The sequence below is a fragment of the Ruegeria sp. J8 genome (assembly GCF_056531925.1).
In genome coordinates this window covers 331,168-349,306 of record NZ_JBQFMR010000003.1, presented here as the reverse complement: position 1 = coordinate 349,306, position 18,139 = coordinate 331,168, and the positions used below count along the sequence as shown (strand labels likewise).

The following is an 18,139-nucleotide window of genomic DNA, read 5'->3' as shown; positions in this document are numbered from 1 at the left end:
ATGAATGACACAAATGTATCATCAATCGTTCTCGATCGCCTCACGGAGGAATGGGAGGCCCTGACGCCCGAGGCGCAAAAGGCCGCACGCTATGTGTTGGAAAACCCCACGGATGTTGGGGTTTCGACCGTGCGCGAGATCGCCGAGGCGGCAAAAGTAAAGCCCAACACTTTTGTCCGCATGGCCCGGCAGGTGGGGTTCGAAGGATACGAAGATTTCCGCGCGCCCTTCCGTGATGCGATTCGCCGGGGCGGCGTCTCGTTCCCCGACCGTGCACGTTGGCTGCAGGATATCGGCAAGTCGGGTGAGCTGGGCGGGCTCTATGCAGACATGATCGGTGCCGCGATCCGCAATATCGAAGAGACCTTTGCCGGAATTGACGCCGCCAACCTAAAGGCGGCGGCCGAGGATATCTGGACCTGTCGCCAGATTTTCACGCTGGGCGTGGGCGTTAATAACGCGAACGCACGGAACTTCACCTATCTAGCGTCAACGGGGATGAAGCAATTCCACGCTATTCCCCGCCCCGGATCAACCCCTGTGGACGATCTAGCCTGGGCTGATGAACAGGACGTGCTGATTGCCATCACATGCCATCCCTACCGGACCGAGGTGATCGACGCCATCAAACTGGCTCGGCAACAGGGAATGACTGTCGTAGGAATCTCGGACAGCCCGGCCAGCCCGGTCATTCTGAACGCGCAGCACGGCTTTGTCGTGGCAGCTGATACACCGCAATTCTTCCCCTCCTCCGTCTCGACCATCGCCTTGCTGGAAACGCTGCTGTCCTTCGTGGTGGCCGTCTCCAGCGACGAAATCGTCGAGAGGGTTGAGCGGTTTCATCAACGCAGACACCAACTTGGCCTCTACGCGGAGGAGCCCGAATGAACGCACCCCTGACCCATTCACTGGACGCGCGATACTATACCGACCCCGCGATTTTCGCGCAGGAGCTGCAGGGGCTGCTGGCCCGAACCTGGCAATTCGCGGGCCACGTGGCGCAGGTGCGCGAACCGGGTGATTACTTTGCGTTCGAGATCGCGGGGCAAAACCTCTTCTGCATTCGGGGTCGCGACGGGGAAATCCGCACATTCTACAATGTGTGCCAACACCGCGCGCACGAGATGGTCAGTGGCGCGGGTAATACCCGCGTGGTCGTCTGCCCCTATCACTCTTGGACCTATGAACTGACGGGCCAATTGCGCGCCGGCCCGAATATCAAATCGGTTCCCGGTTTCGACCGCAGCGCGATCTGCTTGACCTCGGTTCGGACCGAAGTGTTCAACGGTTTCATCTTCGTCAACCTCGACGATGACGCCGCACCCATGGACGACTGGTACCCTGGCGTGCGCGAGGAAATCCGCGCGTTTGTGCCGCATATCGACGCTCTGGAACCGCTGGAATGGGTCGAGATTCCGGAAAACTGCAACTGGAAGGTCAGTATCGAGAACTACTCGGAATGCTATCACTGCCCGACCAACCACCCGACTTTTTCCGAAGGCGTCGTCAAGCCCGAGACCTACGACATTCAGCCCGACGCCAGCGGCGGCTATGTCCTACGTCATACGACCGAGTGTCAGAGCCTCGACAAGATGACCTACCCTATCGACATGTCCGTGCCTCATGCGGGCGACTACCAGTCGTGGTTCCTGTGGCCGATGTTCTCGTTCCAGTGCTATCCGGGTAACGTACTCAACACCTATCACTGGCGCGCGAATGACGCCGATCACTGCACCGTCTGGCGCGGATGGTATACCGAGGGCGGATCGGAAAGCGCCGTCATCCGCCAACTGGCCGTGCAAGACCGCGAGACAACGGTCGAAGAGGATATCCGTCTAGTCGAATCCGTCCACCGCGGCCTGAAATCCCGCGGCTATCGCCCCGGACCGTTGGTGCTGGACCCCGGCTGTGGGGTTATGTCCGAACATTCAATCGCACGGTTGCAACAATGGATGCGCGACGCCATTGATGACTGACCTACCCGAGGGCGAAGAAAATTCGACGAATTTTCTCGGCTCAACACACAACAATTGTCCACGACTCCCGAGGTGAAAATGTCAGACCTGTTCAACGAAAACTTGTTTCTAAAAGGACTAGAACAACGCAAGAGCACTCTTGGCGTAGAATATGTGGAAAAGAACCTCGCGGCTGCTGACGACTTCACCCGCCCGTTCCAAGAAGCGATGACAGCCTGGTGCTGGGGTTTTGGATGGGGCGATGATGTCATCGACGCCAAAACACGGTCGATGATGAACCTGTCGATGATCGGCGCCCTGGGCAAGATGCATGAATGGGAGATTCACTGCAAAGGCGCGATCAACAACGGCGTTACGCCCGAAGAGATCCGCGCCATCATCCATGTGATCGGAATCTACTGTGGTGTACCCCAAGCCCTTGAATGTTTCCGCGTGGCGCGCAAAGTTCTGGGGCATACGTAAATCACGCCCCAAGCCCATGCGGATCCGAGCACGCGATGACCGACGAACCCCTGCCACCCGTCCTTTTGCTGACCGGAACAAATGCCGCTGCCTGGACGATGGCGCCCGTCCGCCAAGTCTTCGAACAAGCGGGTTATAGCTGTCACAGCCTGACCTATCGCCACCACGATCTGCCTCCGGGCCCGGATCGGGACGCCAAGCTGATCGGGCTTAGCATTGCCGACTATGTCGAAGATGCACGACGCGCCATCAATGAGATCGGACAAACCCCGATTGTCGTTGGCCATTCGCTCGGAGGCGTGGTCGCTCAGCTTTTGGCGGCACAAGGTCTGATACGTGCCGGAGTTCTGCTGAACAGCAGTATCGTCGATGGTGTCCTGCCCACCACCGACAGAGAGCGCGATCTTGGAAAACTGTTCATCTCTGCCGGAGCTTTCTGGGATCAAGCCTTGGGTCAGGATTTCGAGCTTTTGGCAACCTACGGGTTGAACACTCTGCCAGAGGCGCTGCAACACGACATCCACCAGCGGTTAGGCACCGAGTCCGGTCGGGTGCTGTTCGAATTCGTGTTCTGGATGTATGACAGCGCGCAAACGACCCTGATCGACCCGCACAATGTGACATGCCCGCTCTTGTTCGTTTCTGGCACGGAAGACAAGGCCGTGGCGACCAGCACGGCCAAGGCGATGGCGAACCGCTATGACTCAGCCGAGTTCATGCCCGTCGAGGGGGCCTGCCACTATATACAGTTTGACGCTCAATGGAACAAAACGGCGCAAACTGTGGTGGATTGGGTCGGGCAACTTGACGGAATTAAATGACTCTTTTCTCAGTAAGATGTTTTGTGTGCCGCGCACCAACGCGTAACCGGACTCCGGTAATCCGGTGCAACCCCAAATCGCTGACCAAAGGTATTTTTGGCCCCAATGTAAACAAATGGCGGAGACGAAGGGAGTCTAGACAAAGCGATAAAGTTCAATAATTTATATATAAAACAGATGTTTAACAAGTTACTGATCATTTTTCGCCTTAGAAGCTATGCGGGATTTAATGCGGGAAAATTTGGAAACTAAATCCGAGCACTTGGGGCCAATTAAGCTGGAAGCGTTCAAACGGCATGCCTCCAATGCCAACTGACAATAGTCGTCCTTTTAGTATTTGCTTGCCGTTCCTTCGCTACTGAAAGCTGCGATTTTGGCTCCTCTCGCGATGCGGTCTGTCAAACCGGAATTTGACCGCAGCTGCGAAGCTTGGGCGTAGATGAGCTCACACAAGGCGTACAAAGCTGTTTTTGACAGGCGCGCTTTATGCCGAAGCCCAGACTGGGGGGGCGTTTCCCGTTACAGCTGCGGGAACTTCTTTTCCTCATTTGGGGCATCGGCAGCACTGTTGAAGCGTTTGCGCCTTGCTATAGCTCTTTGGAATGTTAGGCTGAAGCCGCGCCGTCCGCTTATTGGTTGGCCAGAATATATTGTTTATTATACATGCCTGAAACCCAAGAGCTTGAGTCATGCAGCCGGGACGGCGGCAATCAAAAAAATAAGTCCAGAACCTAGCGCCAAATGTTCCGGGCAAAATTATTCTCCGCGTATGTTTCAAGCAAAGCCTGAGAAACAGTTTGCTGCCCATATCCATATATGGTCTTCAATTCACGCCTATAGCAACAAATGGGCCCCAAACTGCCGGATGTGCCAGCTGTTCTGGACCTTCGCGTTCAGCAATAGCTTTCATGGCAATTTGCAAAGCCTCAGCTGTTGAATAACCGCGCGAGTTGCCGCCAATCAGTTGCGGAGTAATAAGCAAAGACGACACGGAAAGGATGGTCCATTGGGTCGCGACGACAGATTGTGATCCGGCTTGAAAAAACGCACTTGCAAGCCCCGAGAAACCTGGCGCCCCCGCTCGTCCAGAAGACGCTCCGGTGTTGCATGCTGACAATACCACCAATCGCGCGCCAATTTTCAGCTGTGCTATTTCGCTAGCTAAAAGCAGACCGTCATCTTGCCTTGTTGGAGCGTCTGGCGGGGTCAGTATCAAAGCCGGTTCCAACAAGCCATCAAAATCGCTTGCAACGACTGCATGGGTAGCGAACACCAAAGTGTCGATGTCTTCAAATTCCATTTTCTTCAGCACGGCTTCGGAGGCTTTGTCGCCTAAGTATAATTCAGTGCTTTCGGAACCATGCATGCGTTCCATTTGCTCAAGCTCCCAGCGACTGTCCTCTAGTGGCTCAAACATCTCCTTTAGCACCGCAGGGTTGGCGAAGCCCCGAGTTGTATCGAATGCATCGTAGTAACCTCTCGCGCCAAACTCACCATCCCCACTCAGAACCGGATCTCCGAAACCGATTAACTTGTCTGCCTGCTCGCCAGCGGGAATGTTCGCGCCCATTAGCAGTTCAAGGTTTGGCAGCAAGGATATAGGGACAGTATGCCCCAAGAAATTTAGATCACGGTTACTGTTTTTGTTCTGAAGCGGACGCCCGTCCTTACGGTCAATTACCAATGTAGCAAGTGACACGGTCTGCATGGCGCCGTCCGGCATAGCATAGAGGTGCTTTGTTTCTGTCAGAGAGTCCGCAAACGCCCCGAAGTATTCCCTAAACAGGTGATGGGCGGGTTTACTCGCAAAATCTGGGAGCGGATTGTTGTTTGCAATGTCCAGGCTTTTTCGTATTTCAATAGCAAAGTCGTTTAGCTCGTCCGCGCCAATTCTTACGCGACGCATGTCTACGGTTTCCTGAGTTATCCAAAATACGTAGCTTTCATTGTCAAAAACAGCCTGCATCCAAATAGCCTGACCTTTATCCAGGGCTGCTTGGAGTTTTGATAGCGGTACGGTCTGCGGCGCGAGAAATGCCATGAGGTCGGGTCGCGAACTCCTGATTTTGGCATCTATTTCCGCAAGATCAGTTTTTCTTTTTGCAATTGAACCGGTTAGGTCAGCAACAATACTGTTGTTGATATGCTCTCGGCGATATTCATCATGAAGTCGTCTCTCAGCAGACCTGATTTCCTTGATCAACTCGTTTCGATTGAAAAGGTCTCCGTCTTGGCTGTGCATCCAGGCTCTTTTGGTCTGCATAGCCGCGCGTCCAGTTTCGTTGAGATGTAGCAACTGTGCTGCTTCAAACAATGTCGAGGCTGCCGACGATCCAGAAGTTTCCCAGACCAACCTAAAATACTGTCCGAGTTGTTGCCTCAATTGCCTGGGTTCGAATTCAGAGGTCACGCTTGACGCAAACGCTGCCTCCCTCATTTGATTTTCGGCATCGGCTTTGTTTTGTGACGCGAGTTCGAGGGCTTCGGGAATACGTTGCAAAGAAATGAGCGCTTCGGCCGTAATTCTGCGGGCTTCTGCGATGCGAGCGATGGTGGCTGCGCCAGTTTCAGTTAGTATTTTTTTAGACCTCGAAGCCAAGTCCAAAGCGTTTTCGTAGTTTCCGTGAACGATCTCTACTTGTGCTAGCGCGTTGAGCGTTGGCGGTGCATCAACCAGGCCGTAATGGCCTTCTGCCCATGCCTCAACTGCCTCTTGCAAGTGCGGCTTCGCTTGATCCAAGCGCCCTGCGCGGAAGAGATTCAGACCGAGCGCAGATACGGCTAGAAGCTTGCTTCGACCCTCCAACAAACTTGGGTCAACTTGCCGAATGGTTTCCAGCGCGTCATCATAAGATCCGGCCAAGGATTGGGCGGTGGACAGCTGAAGAGTTGTGGACAACCAAATTGGATGCTTGTTATCGAATACATTTTTTATGTGTCTTTGCGCAGCTTTGTACAAGGTTATGCTGTTCTCGAGATCTCCGGTCTCCTGAAGTAGTACAGCGCGACGGTGCGTGGTCTGCGCAATGACGTAATGGTCCGCACCCAAAGCAGCGACATAGGCGTCTTCTGCCAAAAAGTTTGTCGCTTCAGCGTTTTGGAAGTCACCAATCGCGAAGTAGACTTCTGATAAGTTGTACAGGGCGGACGCCCTAATCAATTTGGTTTCTTCATCTTGGCCGACTGCAGCGTCAGCGATTTCGCGCAAAGCGACTTCCGCTTCGTTTAACTCGCCGGTAACCAGCTGCAGGCGCGCGTTCAGCAGCTTTTCTTTCAAACCGCCTTCACCTAATTCCGCCAACTGTGAAAGCTCTTCAGAGGCCTCTGACAATTCGAACTCTTGCAAGCTCAAACCCGCTTTCAACTGTAAGATACGACGCAGTTGTTCAATTGTAGAAACTCTGGTGCGTGCCAAGACTTCTGCTTCGTTCCATGAATTTCTGGCGGCGGATGCTTCGCCTAATGATTGAAGCACAACACCATATTCCGTAAGGATGTGCATTTTGATTAAAGTAGTTTCAGCGCCTTCTAGTAATGCAAGACTTTCTATAAAGCTGAATTTTGCCATTTGGTATTTTCTTTGATCCGCGAATACAAACGCTTGATTGGCGAAATAGACCGCCAATGTAGATGCGCTTAAGTTGGAGCGGATTCCGTGAAAAATCGCGATCTCGGATGAAGTCTGGGCATACTCCAGACGGCCCACTGCGCGGGCTTGAACGGAAATCTCATTATTCAAAAACGCAAGAAATTCATCACCTGCCAGATTGGAATTCGCGACAGATGCGAGCAAGTCCTCATAGATACCCAATGCGGTAGAGTTGTCTCCCTTTGCAGCAGCTTCTCTTGCTCTGGCAATTATCAATGCCGGATCTTCTGAGTTGGACTGTGCGTCCGCCGAAGCGCTGGAAACACTGCAAAAAAGACACAACAAAACCACCAAAAAATAACGCATAATGGCAACGTTGTTGCTTCAAATCGTAGGCACCCAGTAACATTTGAAAAAAATTTTCGTGGGGTCAAGGGGCTAATTTTCTATGCCAAATTTTCGTTTTTTCGGTCGTGCGACTGCAGTTTTGACATTAACTGCAGTGAGTTTTATGTCGCTGAACGTGCTCCCGGCCACGGCTCAAGAGAATAGAGCTTTTGAGCAATCATTGTCTCGCGTCCTCGCTAATCCGGCAGATCCCGAGGCTTCGTTTAATTTTGCTCAAGTTGCCTCACAAGAAGGTAGGTTTGACGATGCGATCGCTGCTCTGGAACGTGTTTTGATCCTCTTTCCAGAACTTGCAAACATTAAGTTAGAGCTCGGCGTGTTGTACTTGAGGGTCGGTCAAAATCGATTGGCGGAAAGCTTCATTACTGATGCATTGAATTCGCCCAGCGTCCCTCCTGAAGTGCGGCAGCGTGCACAAGAACTCCTGGCTACTGCGAATGACCGAAATGAGCGACTTACATTCAGTGGTATAGCGTCGTTCGGCCTCTCGTACGACACAAACGCAAACGCCGGACCGGAGTCTGGCGTTGTTCCTGAGGATGAAGGCGAGGAGTCTGCATCCGCGTTTTTCAGGCTTGGCGGCGAATTTTCTTATGACCTCGGTTTTCAAGCTGGCCACAGGCTCGTAGGTCAAGCGGAGTATTTTGGTCGTAGGTACAATGAAACCAGTGATATCAACTTGGATAGATACGTCGCGGGTTTAGGCGTTCTTTTTAATCTGCAGCCAACACGTGAACTACCCACAACCTTACGCCTTACTTTTGATGCCTTAAAATTTGACCGCGACGGCGAGAGTTTCCTGAATGAGTACGGTCCGACAGCGACCCTTTCATTTGCCTACTCCGCAAGCCACTTTGGCCAGGCTTTGGTGAGCTGGCGTGATCAAGACTTCAAGAACACTTCGACCGACCGTGTAAATGATTTACGCGATGGCGATCAGTTGTTCATAGGGTATTCTGGTAGATACGTTATTTCTGAGACACATTCCTTAAGATACGGAGCGTTTTATTCGCGTAAAACAGCTGAGATAGATTCAGAAGCTTATGATTTATTCGGAGTATCGTTGGGTTATACAATCTTAGGCCCGGCGCCGTTTAAACTAAGTGACAAACCGTGGGTTTATTCAATTAATGGCCGGTACGCGTGGCGCGACTACGATGGCTGCCTGCCTCAGGTGTGCGCAGCGCTCGGCATCGAAGAAACGAACAACTACAGGGTCGTTCTCAGTGCTCGTGTGCCTTTAGAGAACCGGTTTGAAGTTATAGGAGAAATCGGCACGAACGGCGCGGTATCGACTTACGACTTTAGAGAGTTTGACAATAATTTTGTGGCCGTAACGGTAAATCGCCGCTTTTGATCAAAGACTAAGTGCACGCCTTAAAAATCGCGCTCAATGGGCTCGAAAACTTAAGACTTGATTTCGAGACGCCTCAAAACCTATAATTTTAGGGAATTTTAAAAAATTAATAGCGCTAACGGATTCTAACGGCCGTTAGCCAATGAACGACTGTAAGTTCAAAAAAACAAAAGGACTTAAACAACTTAATAATTGATTTCACGGGGGATATATAATGTGTGGGTCAAAAGTACTGCGCTCCGTCTCGGCGGTGGCGCTTTTGGTTTCAATGGGCACTTCAACTCCGATTTTCGCGCAAGAGCGAGGTGAAGTCAGGCACATTGTTAATTCCTGCTATACGCCGTGCAACGTGTCGACCAACAGTGGTCAAACGGCTGAGATCATTCTACCCGATGGGACTTCGGTCATTTTCTCCCCCGGAAGTAAGGGGCGCGTATCGCGGGACGCAGACGGCAAGGTCATTGTTAACATCGAACAGGGGCTATTTCGCGTCGCGGGCGGCAAGCAGAATGATACGGTCCCCATCCTTATCAGCACGCCCCATTCAGAAATGGGGCTGTCAGATGGCTCAGCCATTATTGCCGTTGGACAGGAGGGCACGCGCAGTCATCTTTTGCATGGCCAGGAACTGGTCGTGGCAGCGGCCGGGCGCACGCAGCGGCTTTATCGTCCCGGCTTTCAGATCTTTTCGTCAGGCTCACGTGCCACATCGCCGCGTCGGATGGAGTCGTCAGCGGTCATTGCTGACCTAAAAGGCCTAAGTACCGGTTTGACCACAGGATTGCGGCCTCGTGTGACGTCTGGACGAGTGACGCCGACCGCCACTACCCCACGGGTTGCGTCGCTGCGCACGGAAGCGAACAACGCGGAACCGGGCGAAAACCGAGACCTGCTGGCGCGTCGGGATCTCGATAACCGACCCACGCCAATACCTCCGCCTCCCGAACGGGTTCAGGTCTCATTTGGCACACCGGGCGCTGGAGCAATTGGGAACTTACCCGCCGCCTCCCTTGGTGGGAATCTTGTTTCAGTCGGCGAGTCAGAAACGTCGTCAAGTTTTGGAAACACTTACACAAGAATCCAAAACTACGATCCCCAAACGAATTTTAGAGACGGCGTACTTCCAAATGGTGGCACGCCTTCTCCACTCGCAGTAGGGCCGAGCACAAATCGTATTTTGACTAAGGGAGATGGACTTTTTTCGGGGTCTTGGTCATCAGATGGCGCACTTCCGACACCTGGACAACTTCTTTACCCTTATGGTTTTTTCAATGAAGAAACCTCCGAGTTTGAATATATTGTCACTCCACAAGAAGTACGCGATGGTGATTATGACCCTGTGCCCCTCGCTTGGTTCACAAGTGGTGCTATCGATGCCCAGGGCAATGGTGGATATGGTATGTGGGGGTATCGCGCCAAGGACGCCAATGTAACATTCGGTTCCGGGGTTGACGGCGGGGTTGTGTTCGGCTTGATCACTGACGACTTAGTCAGTGACGGAGTTGGGACCACTCTGCCAAGAATTGTAACCGGGGATGGTACAAAAAAGTGGTACTTTTTTGATGCAACGAGCATCCGAGAACGTTTTCAAGACGACCCAGACGGTAGGTTAATAGGGTTTTCTCGTGTTGGTGACCCCGTAGATCTTCCTGGAATAATTTCACCGACGAATGAGCCACTAAGTAGCTTTGTCCCTGATGGGTATTTTGCGGCGATTAAACGCGAATTATCCAGCGGGAGCTCCGAAGAGACACCTGCTTTAGGTATCGGGGCCTTCGCCCAAGGGATCACTTCGTTTCGAGATGGTTCCGGTCGAGGCGAAGAGTTTTTTGACCCAAACAGCGACTATTTTCTGTTGACAGAAGTTGTACCCGCGGTCGCCATGCAGTTTTATATTTCCGACCTAGAGGCGCGATGCCTGGCGGACCCAGATTGCGGGAACTTTTCTGATCCAGAGGATCTTAGGAGAGAGTTGGAGAAGGCGCTTAACAACAGACCTGGCAATGCGGGATGGGTTACCGGCTTCGCTGATTTTGATTTTGAAGAAGGTATTTTGGTGCTTTCACGCTTTGAAGATCCCGGGTACCGCATTGTTCTCGCAACAGGCGATTTGAATGGTCTCCCCGTGTCGGGAGAAGTGGCGAATGTACTCGACGGCGCAAATACCGATCGTTTCGTTCTTGGCGGCAGCGTTGACGCTATACGAAATGCGGTCAGTGGCACGATGTTGGATCGAGCAACGCTCCCAAGTCCAACCTGGACGAACCTTGGCGGAGACAATGCGAACGCGATAAGCGAGCTTCAGGATAGCGGCGTTATCATAGCCTATCCTCAGGCCCCGGTGCTCGGCGACGGATCCAAGCCCGTTCGGGTGTTGCATGCAGATTTTGGGCTGAAGACTGTTGGTGGGCGGCAAGTCTCATCGCTTTCAGCGACCATCGGCACGCTGAGATATGGCGCGGCGCCAACGGAAGATGGCTCTCGCGGCAGTGTCGACGGAATTATCGATGCGTATACGATCGGGACGTCTCAGGCTGGCGGAGCTTCTACAGTTTACAATGGGCCGCTGAAAAGCTCGGCAGTCGGCGGAGGCAACATCGCACTTGAAGGCGATATTGCAGGCCCTGCCTCCGATCCAACTGGTTTTGAGAGCGGTGGACGCGCCGGATTTTTTGTCTGGGAGAATGCGGGTATCATCGTCGATGACGTGAACGGAAATACCCCTCTTAACGGAGGCACAGCTGAGAACCTCAGAGGTGACACTCAGAGTTTTGGTCTGCTTCGCATAGGCGTTGGCGTAGATACGGATGACGCAAATCCACTGGGCGATAATGGAAATTTCAAGTTAACCAGTCGGACGATAGGCTATGCAACTGGCATGCTAGAGCGGTTGAATTCAGCCGGAAATGCCCAATTTTCGCGCTTCACAGTGCCATTTGGTACGACTCCAGTTCAAAGATTCAGCGATTTTCAAAGCGCGAACAGACAGGCCGCTGACGAGCAGAATATAAGCATATTGAGCTTTGCAGGAGATATCGCCGCCTTCAACAACCTCGGGCTTAAGTTTTCCAATCTGGATGTCACCGAAGTAAATCCGGACAGCAGAACTTTCGGGATTGTGCTGGACTCGCCGGATGGCAGCAAGATTACGTTCGGCGCCGACAAATCAGCCTATGTGTCCGGCAAGGAATTTGGCGCTTGGTCCGAGGGCGAAAATGGTAACCTCGCATTGATTTCAGGCGAGGTCGGTTCGGGCGCCGACAGTGGCGGTGCGTCGATTAGCAACGCGCTCGAGGGTAAGTTCACGAAAACCAATAGTAGTGATCCAATACCCGTACCAAAGTCCTCCGAACACACCCAATGGGGCTTTTTCATGGGCGATCAAATTGTTGGCGGCGAAACCGGGCACATTCATGCCGGTGCCTTTACTGCGGGTGATCGTATCGACATGACAAATGTCACCATACCCAATGTAACGGCTGTGTATGAGGGGCATGCTGTTGGAACCGTTGTAGACAATGGATCGTCTCGCTTGGTGGTAGGAACCTACACGGACTCCTTTGACTTTGAAAACAACCAGGGCCGATTCAACATGGACTTTGACCAAAGGGTTTACTCTGGCGAAACATCCGCCTTCAACGCAGGCGCAGGGGGACTGTTGTATGGAGGAATAGGAGGAACCGCAAATGGATCTCATTCGGCAACAGTTTCGGGTGAATTCGTGCACAATTCAAACAGTTTGCCGGACAGCGGCAGCCTCGTTCCCGGTGGACTGATAGGTGCATTCGATATCACCAACGGTGTAGGAGGTTATGAAGCGACGGGATCCTTCGGTGCAAACATGATCGGAACAAGATGAACACCCCACAGCTGGCGCTATTCGAGAGGACGGCGCCAGTTTGGCCAAGATATTGCTTTGGATACTTGGCCCTCGCTTCAGTATTTTGCGTCGCTTTTGCTTGTTCCGCAGTGTTGGTCCACCCGTTTCTTCCATTAGTCCACAGGGCTTTTGAAATTCAAACTATTTTTTTGCATTACCACCTGGGGTAATCTCACCAATTCTTGAAGGAGTGAATGAGCAAATTAGAACGACTTTTCCCACCGAAGACCCGGACATGCGACAAATGCCCCAGCAAATAGTCCGTGCGCGACTGACAGGATTTGTTTTCTGCAGGGATAGAACGACGACTGTTGGACGCGCTTCGCGGCGGTGGGACTTAAGGCCAACGGCCTAACTTCTCAAGGGAGTTTTTCACTGAGTAATTTCGGAGGTGAAGATGTTAAAGGAATCAAAGGAAACAGATAAAAAGACGGCCAAAAGCAGAATAAAATTACAAGTTTCTACAGCAAAAATCTCAAATGGTTGCTACAAAATTAAATGCTCTGGCGGAAGTGTAGGATCAAAAATTGCGCTTTGTCTCGGCACAAATCGCGCGGTGATCGACATATCCAAGGGCTACAGTTATTCAAATTTGCCGAGTCTTCTGAAAGTCATTGATCAAAATAAACTCTGGTCTAAAACAGTAAATGCGTACGCGATAAACTACGAAAGCACAAAAGAAACTCCCGGAACTCGGTCGCTACCGGTTAAGATGGCACTTCCCGTGGAGCCATATAAAGGCGTTTTGTCACTTGAAGCAATCGGCAAGGACCGAAATCTTTCCTATACTGGAATTCAAACGGGCAGGATGCTTCATACAAAAAAAATCAACGGATGGCACCTTATTAAGTTTGGGGGTTTTGCAGAAACTAGCAATAAATTCCGAGGCCTGAATTGCATCACCTATGTTGGCGCTGCATTCGGTAAAGAAAATGGGATGAATGGTTATGGAACTAAGTTGGCCAATGCGCTCGGCGCCAAAAAATGTGAGATGGAATGCAAGTTCAAAAGTGAATTGATAGATTTCTTCAACTCAAAAGGAAAATCCGGCGCTTACATAATGTGGGATCAAGGACATGTCGTAGTTGTCAAAAATGGAATGGTTTACGAATTTACCAATAGAAAAGGCATCAACGGTTTCTCACGCACGCCTGTGAAAACATGGGGCTTCAGCAAGCGACCGTATTGGGTTCGAAAGCTATAGGCTTAGGACCCATTGATTTCCACAATGTGGCGTGATTCATCTCGTTCGAAACGAGCGGGGGACATGCCTGATCTTTTCTGGTTAAACGACGAGCAGATGGCGCGTCTTGAGTTCTTCTTCCCAAAGTCCCACGGCAAACCTCGCGTTGATGACAGGCGTGTCATAAGAGGGATTATTGATCAATCGCAGAGGGTTACAGTAGTGCGATGCACCCAGGGAATATGGATCAAACAAGACGCTATACATTCGTTGGAAGCTACGGAGTGACAAAGGCATCTTCTTCCAGATGTTTGTCGGTTTGGCCACCAAGCGGAGCGAAGAAAAGAAGGTCTTGTTCGATGCAACGTACCTCAAGGGGCTTTGTCGCAGACTTCTCTGAAGAATAAAGGCGGGTTGGAAACTGCTGCGTTGAAGCGGTTAACTTCGCGAACTTTTTGAATGGGCAGTCTCCGACTCCGGATTGGCCCCGTCAGACAATCTGCGCAATATTTATCCCGTCAAGCGTTGCGTAGGCGACCGCAAACGATTTGAACCCGAGCATCGGGCGGACTCGACGTTTCATGAAACGGTGATCTTAGTCCACAAAATAGCTAAGGAACTTTCGTCCAACCATCTCAATCGGAACAGGACAACCAAAGCCCTTCAGCATCTTGTTGATAGTGGCCGAGTTGGCTCTGCTTTTGTCGATCACCTTCTTTCTCAAGAGCCTGTTTAGATCCAGTGCACGAGCGAAGCATTTTGTTGCTGCAGCTTTGTTCAGGCTCTCGGACAGCATGCAATCATGATTCTTTCCGTGTTTCTCGACCGCGCGATCCAGGTAGACTCACTGACCTTGGATCCGCACATAGGAATCGTCCATTCGCCGGGATCGATCGCATAAGCACTTCTTACGACGCACCCGGTCGGCGATCAGTGTCGCATACTTGACGACCCAATTGTTCATTGTCACATGATCGACCGAAAGGCCTCATTCAGCCAGGATTCCTCCGGCTCCCGGCACGGCACTAAATACCGAAGATAGAAGACGATCGCATGAAGGATCACGACTTTTCGGAAATGCACTCCCTTGAATGAAACTGTCACGGCATGCCCCTGTCTGTTTTGGGCACGCGTCTATCAAAACTTCATTCGACCTAGCAGGTATATTCAGAGTTTGCGACAAAGCCACGTGGCTGATAGACGAATGATTTAAGGGCTACCCTAATAATACTTGAATGATGACCATTTATTACATCTGTAGGCTATTGAAGCTCCCTGCCCATCCCAAGCTCCGTTCTACTAACAACACCTTGTTTCCTTAAATCCAGATTTTTGTTATGCTTGGAGCTGTTTCGTTTTTGAGTGGCTTGGAGTTCAAAATGGCTATTTCAGCAGAAATCGATGACCCATTTGAAGGATTAATGGTATATTTGGCAAAGATTTCTTCAAAGATTAAGTCTGACAAGGCGGTTTTGTATCATGGAAAAATTAGTGGTGTCGAAGTCTGGAAGAAATTGGAAGGTATACCTACGAGAGGCTTCCCGGAGGTTGGACTTAAGCAGGGCGATAGAAAAAAAGTAGAAATGCTTTCGGACGTTTTGAGAAGAATAAAACCTCCATCCAACTCCGCTGTAAAATCGAAGAATTTGTTCGAGTACATTGAAACACTAGCTAAGAAAAACTCGAGAGGAGCAAGGCTTATTAGCCCAGATGAAGAAAAAACAATTTGGGCTTGGCTTTCGAAAAAATTCGCAGGAAACTCAAAACCTCTCATGATAATAATGGGGAACAACTTAAAGCTTCACAGCAACTTAATGGAAGTTGAGTTACCGTTGGTGTATGCAAAAAAAAACCTTAGTGAAGAAAAAAGAAAACGGTTAGGGGCAATTTTGAAAAAAAAGAATAAATTAGATAAAGAAGTAGCTGATTTCGATAAAGAGATTTATAATTTCTTGGTAAAAAGGGAGAAAATTTTAAAAAGGTATAGCATCTCTCCTAATTATGCCGGCCTCGGCAGTAGATACTGGAACTAGTTTTTCCTGTGAAATCAATCAGGCCTTGAGCGCCCAAAGTGGATTTTTGTTCCCTAATATTAACTTTCCCGCGCTCACAACTACTTCTCCGCCTTTTGATTTGGCGAAGCCGTGAGCTGTACCATTTATTGCATATCCCTGATGGTTCGCGCAGCAAATATGAAACTCGCCTGACCTCCTTCGCTTTTGACAAATTCAATAGATTCTTCTTCATCCACCAGACCTTTAGGCTGTGTTGACAATAGGGGTTCACATCGTTCAGCGGGTATAATTCAAGCTGGTATCGACGATGGAGACCAGCTTGACACGAGACTAGATCAGCTTTTGCGTTGGGCTTCCGCCTCGGCCACCTAGTCGGCGCGGATGAAATCGCGGAGCACAGCGACTAATAGCTTCGTTGTCCTCCCGTATATCAACAACCCCAATGAAAATGCCCACTCGTCAATTCCTCGAAACTGACTAACACAACACGGCGCAAACAAACCCACGTTACATCCACCGAGAAGGACCCAAACCGCTAGGCCCTCTCCTGGTATTCTTTCATCACCGTCCTAAACGCCTCCAATTCAGCTTCTTCCCTGGATAATCCCTGATCAAATTCTAGAATTGCAGCTCTCTCCTCGAATGCGTGAAGTGCAATCGGATCTAGAGCCATGTACTTTGCGACAAGCGACATTTGCGACTGGTGCTGCAAATGTCCTTGGTGATGGGCACTGTAACCGACTGTTGAGAGTGTTATCGCCGGTTTTGGGGAATTGAGTTCATTGTGAGTTTGACTGCGTACAGACGCTACACGTGGATCCAAAACATCTTCATCAAGGTCAAAGCTGAACAGCTTACTCATTGTGGCACAGCCCCCATTCTTCACGGGTCTCATGCCCATTAATCACAGTTCCGACCGGCAATTCACAAATGTGCCGATGCTCTGCCAGAATGCACAGCAGGCGTTTTACAGTCTTAGTATCCCTAATCGCGCCTGGTCCAAACCTTACGATCGTTCTCTTATCGAAAGGTTCAACTGGATACCGCGCCTTTAGCCAATCGAGCAGTTCCTGCGCCAGTTCCAAAGATTTATCGACAGGACCTGCATCCAAGAGTCGCTGAGCTTCTGCAATGTACCAAGAAGCAAGTTTGATACCGCATGCCATGTCGCGAATGGACAAAGACTCTGCGTCTGGATCAGAAAAAACCGCCAGAACACCGGCAATTCGTACTGCTTGCTCCGCTGCCTTAGATGCAAAGCCAGTTATGTGCGACAGAGATTCATTTGGAAGTTGTTGGGTTTCAACTTTGTTTGCAAATCGTATCAAGAGTGTCTTCGCATCAGGATCTAAAGGCAAAACTCTTGGCTCAAGCTCTAATTGATTTGCACCAGTATTTTTGGATCGGCGTAGAAGTGAAGCCAGCTGATTGTGGTATTTGGTAGGCTTACTTTCGGCCAAACGCCGTTTTTCTAGATAATCATCGGAAATGACAATGAGCCGTTTGCCAATTCGGCTTTGGGGCCAAACGATAAGCATGCGAGAAAGAAGCCCCTGATCTCGTAGAACGTCGTTTCGCAACACACTTTCCGCGATACCTGGTTGAATCATCAAATGAAGAGCTCCGCGCCTGCGCCGATATGTGACTTGCGGGGAACCGGCTCTGGTCCGGTTTAGGGGCGCTGCGTCCCAGAGTTTTGATAACCCGGCTGCGGTCTTGAGCTGATTGTCCTTGCCCATACCGTGTCCACCAAAGAACTGGCCACCTTCGTCGGCGAAGATACCAATCGAGGGATCGCCGTCCTCGAAATGGCGAAGAACGCCTTCAAACGTAATATCGGGCAGTAGCTTTCGAGGCACGACAGGTGGAACAGGCGATTGAGGGGCGGCGTTTTCGACGACGCAACCTTCCTCTGTCTGTGCCTTCAGCGCTTGTCGCTTCATGTTTTCGTATATGGACAACTCGAATTCGTATGCTCTTCGAGCGTCTTCATAGGCCGGGGCTTGAGCTTCTTCCCAGTCCTGAATCGGTTTGGATGCGAGTTTATCGCAAGTCGATTTTCTTTCCCCCGAGGATGCAATGGTAAGCAGAAATAGACTCAATGGAGCTGAACCAGCCAAGGTTTCTACGTCACGAATAGTCTGCGTCGCAAGTGATGCCATCGCCAAAACCGACTGGAACGCAATTTCGATTGGCGCATCAGTTAGGAATGCTATTGCCTCAGTAGCTTCCCGCAACGCACCAAGATGATCTTCGGGCAGAGCTAATCCTAGGTCTCTTTGGCGTAGAAGGGGTTCCGGTGCTTCGTTTTTCGGGTGGTGTTTTGCGGCAGTCGCAAATTGGTTTGAAACAGAGGTTTCAGACACAGCTTCGCCCTTGCCTATTTTCATAGACATTTTTTGAATCCTTCAGTTTTATGCGTAGTTCGATGTGCGAATTACGTCAGCG

The 18,139-nt window shown here is 50.8% G+C and carries 11 protein-coding genes and 2 pseudogenes; 9 read left to right on the top strand and 4 right to left on the bottom strand.

Annotation, left to right across the window (positions count from 1 at the left end; genetic code table 11):
• From ACR0L1_RS08355 to ACR0L1_RS08340, 4 genes are all read left to right on the top strand, one after another.
• A complete protein-coding gene (locus ACR0L1_RS08355; protein ID WP_170772749.1) occupies positions 1-888 on the top strand; it encodes a MurR/RpiR family transcriptional regulator in 888 nt (295 codons plus the stop codon).
• A complete protein-coding gene (locus ACR0L1_RS08350; RefSeq protein ID WP_480858197.1) occupies positions 885-1,976 on the top strand; it encodes an aromatic ring-hydroxylating oxygenase subunit alpha in 1,092 nt (363 codons plus the stop codon). The genes ACR0L1_RS08355 and ACR0L1_RS08350 overlap by 4 nt, the downstream gene beginning before the upstream one ends.
• Positions 1,977-2,054: 78 nt before the next feature.
• The gene (locus tag ACR0L1_RS08345) at positions 2,055-2,438 is read left to right on the top strand and encodes a carboxymuconolactone decarboxylase family protein (RefSeq protein WP_480504419.1); all 384 of its coding nucleotides are present in this window, start codon (positions 2,055-2,057) and stop codon (positions 2,436-2,438) included.
• Between the two features lie 35 nt (positions 2,439-2,473).
• Positions 2,474-3,259 (top strand): alpha/beta hydrolase, encoded by a 786-nt coding sequence (locus ACR0L1_RS08340; protein WP_480858195.1) that lies wholly within the window; start codon positions 2,474-2,476, stop codon positions 3,257-3,259.
• A gap of 823 nt (positions 3,260-4,082) precedes the next feature.
• On the opposite strand, the gene ACR0L1_RS08335 is transcribed toward ACR0L1_RS08340, so the two are convergent.
• Positions 4,083-7,214, bottom strand: coding sequence for a CHAT domain-containing protein (locus ACR0L1_RS08335; protein WP_480504417.1), 3,132 nt, complete (start codon positions 7,212-7,214; stop codon positions 4,083-4,085).
• Positions 7,215-7,296: 82 nt separating this feature from the next.
• On the opposite strand from ACR0L1_RS08335, the gene ACR0L1_RS08330 reads away from it, so the two are divergent.
• The 4 genes and pseudogenes from ACR0L1_RS08330 to ACR0L1_RS08315 all read left to right on the top strand — a co-directional run.
• Positions 7,297-8,613 (top strand): tetratricopeptide repeat protein, encoded by a 1,317-nt coding sequence (locus tag ACR0L1_RS08330; protein ID WP_480504416.1) that lies wholly within the window; start codon positions 7,297-7,299, stop codon positions 8,611-8,613.
• Between the two features lie 259 nt (positions 8,614-8,872).
• The gene (locus ACR0L1_RS08325; RefSeq protein ID WP_480858193.1) at positions 8,873-12,472 is read left to right on the top strand and encodes a FecR family protein; all 3,600 of its coding nucleotides are present in this window, start codon (positions 8,873-8,875) and stop codon (positions 12,470-12,472) included.
• 418 nt (positions 12,473-12,890) lie between these two features.
• Positions 12,891-13,697 carry a hypothetical protein gene (locus ACR0L1_RS08320; RefSeq protein WP_480504414.1) on the top strand — a complete coding sequence of 269 codons (807 nt, stop codon included), beginning with the start codon at positions 12,891-12,893 and terminating at the stop codon, positions 13,695-13,697.
• A 63-nt stretch (positions 13,698-13,760) separates the two neighbouring features.
• Positions 13,761-14,052, top strand: a pseudogene (locus ACR0L1_RS08315) (transposase); the annotation flags it as partial.
• Positions 14,053-14,110: 58 nt separating this feature from the next.
• On the opposite strand, the pseudogene ACR0L1_RS08310 reads toward ACR0L1_RS08315, so the two are convergent.
• A pseudogene (locus ACR0L1_RS08310) lies at positions 14,111-14,780 on the bottom strand (IS6 family transposase); the annotation flags it as partial.
• Between the two features lie 275 nt (positions 14,781-15,055).
• Here ACR0L1_RS08310 and ACR0L1_RS08305 point away from each other — a divergent pair.
• Positions 15,056-15,709 carry a hypothetical protein gene (locus ACR0L1_RS08305; RefSeq protein ID WP_480504413.1) on the top strand — a complete coding sequence of 218 codons (654 nt, stop codon included), beginning with the start codon at positions 15,056-15,058 and terminating at the stop codon, positions 15,707-15,709.
• A 517-nt stretch (positions 15,710-16,226) separates the two neighbouring features.
• On the opposite strand, the gene ACR0L1_RS08300 is transcribed toward ACR0L1_RS08305, so the two are convergent.
• Entirely contained in the window at positions 16,227-16,553 is a 327-nt protein-coding gene (locus tag ACR0L1_RS08300) for a hypothetical protein (protein WP_480504412.1), read from the bottom strand.
• Positions 16,546-18,087 carry a YfjI family protein gene (locus ACR0L1_RS08295; RefSeq protein WP_480858191.1) on the bottom strand — a complete coding sequence of 514 codons (1,542 nt, stop codon included), beginning with the start codon at positions 18,085-18,087 and terminating at the stop codon, positions 16,546-16,548. The genes ACR0L1_RS08300 and ACR0L1_RS08295 overlap by 8 nt, the downstream gene beginning before the upstream one ends.
• Between the last annotated feature and the right edge of the window lie 52 nt (positions 18,088-18,139).

Bases quoted from the DNA above. Each gene is read 5' to 3' on its own strand.
- ACR0L1_RS08305 (WP_480504413.1), top strand. From the start codon at position 15,056: ATGGCTATTTCAGCAGAAATCGATGACCCATTTGAAGGATTAATGGTA.
- ACR0L1_RS08340 (WP_480858195.1), top strand. From the start codon at position 2,474: ATGACCGACGAACCCCTGCCACCCGTCCTTTTGCTGACCGGAACAAAT.
- ACR0L1_RS08345 (WP_480504419.1), top strand. From the start codon at position 2,055: ATGTCAGACCTGTTCAACGAAAACTTGTTTCTAAAAGGACTAGAACAA.
- ACR0L1_RS08335 (WP_480504417.1), bottom strand. From the start codon at position 7,214: ATGCGTTATTTTTTGGTGGTTTTGTTGTGTCTTTTTTGCAGTGTTTCC.
- ACR0L1_RS08350 (WP_480858197.1), top strand. From the start codon at position 885: ATGAACGCACCCCTGACCCATTCACTGGACGCGCGATACTATACCGAC.
- ACR0L1_RS08295 (WP_480858191.1), bottom strand. From the start codon at position 18,087: ATGTCTATGAAAATAGGCAAGGGCGAAGCTGTGTCTGAAACCTCTGTT.
- ACR0L1_RS08330 (WP_480504416.1), top strand. From the start codon at position 7,297: ATGCCAAATTTTCGTTTTTTCGGTCGTGCGACTGCAGTTTTGACATTA.
- ACR0L1_RS08300 (WP_480504412.1), bottom strand. From the start codon at position 16,553: ATGAGTAAGCTGTTCAGCTTTGACCTTGATGAAGATGTTTTGGATCCA.
- ACR0L1_RS08320 (WP_480504414.1), top strand. From the start codon at position 12,891: ATGTTAAAGGAATCAAAGGAAACAGATAAAAAGACGGCCAAAAGCAGA.
- ACR0L1_RS08355 (WP_170772749.1), top strand. From the start codon at position 1: ATGAATGACACAAATGTATCATCAATCGTTCTCGATCGCCTCACGGAG.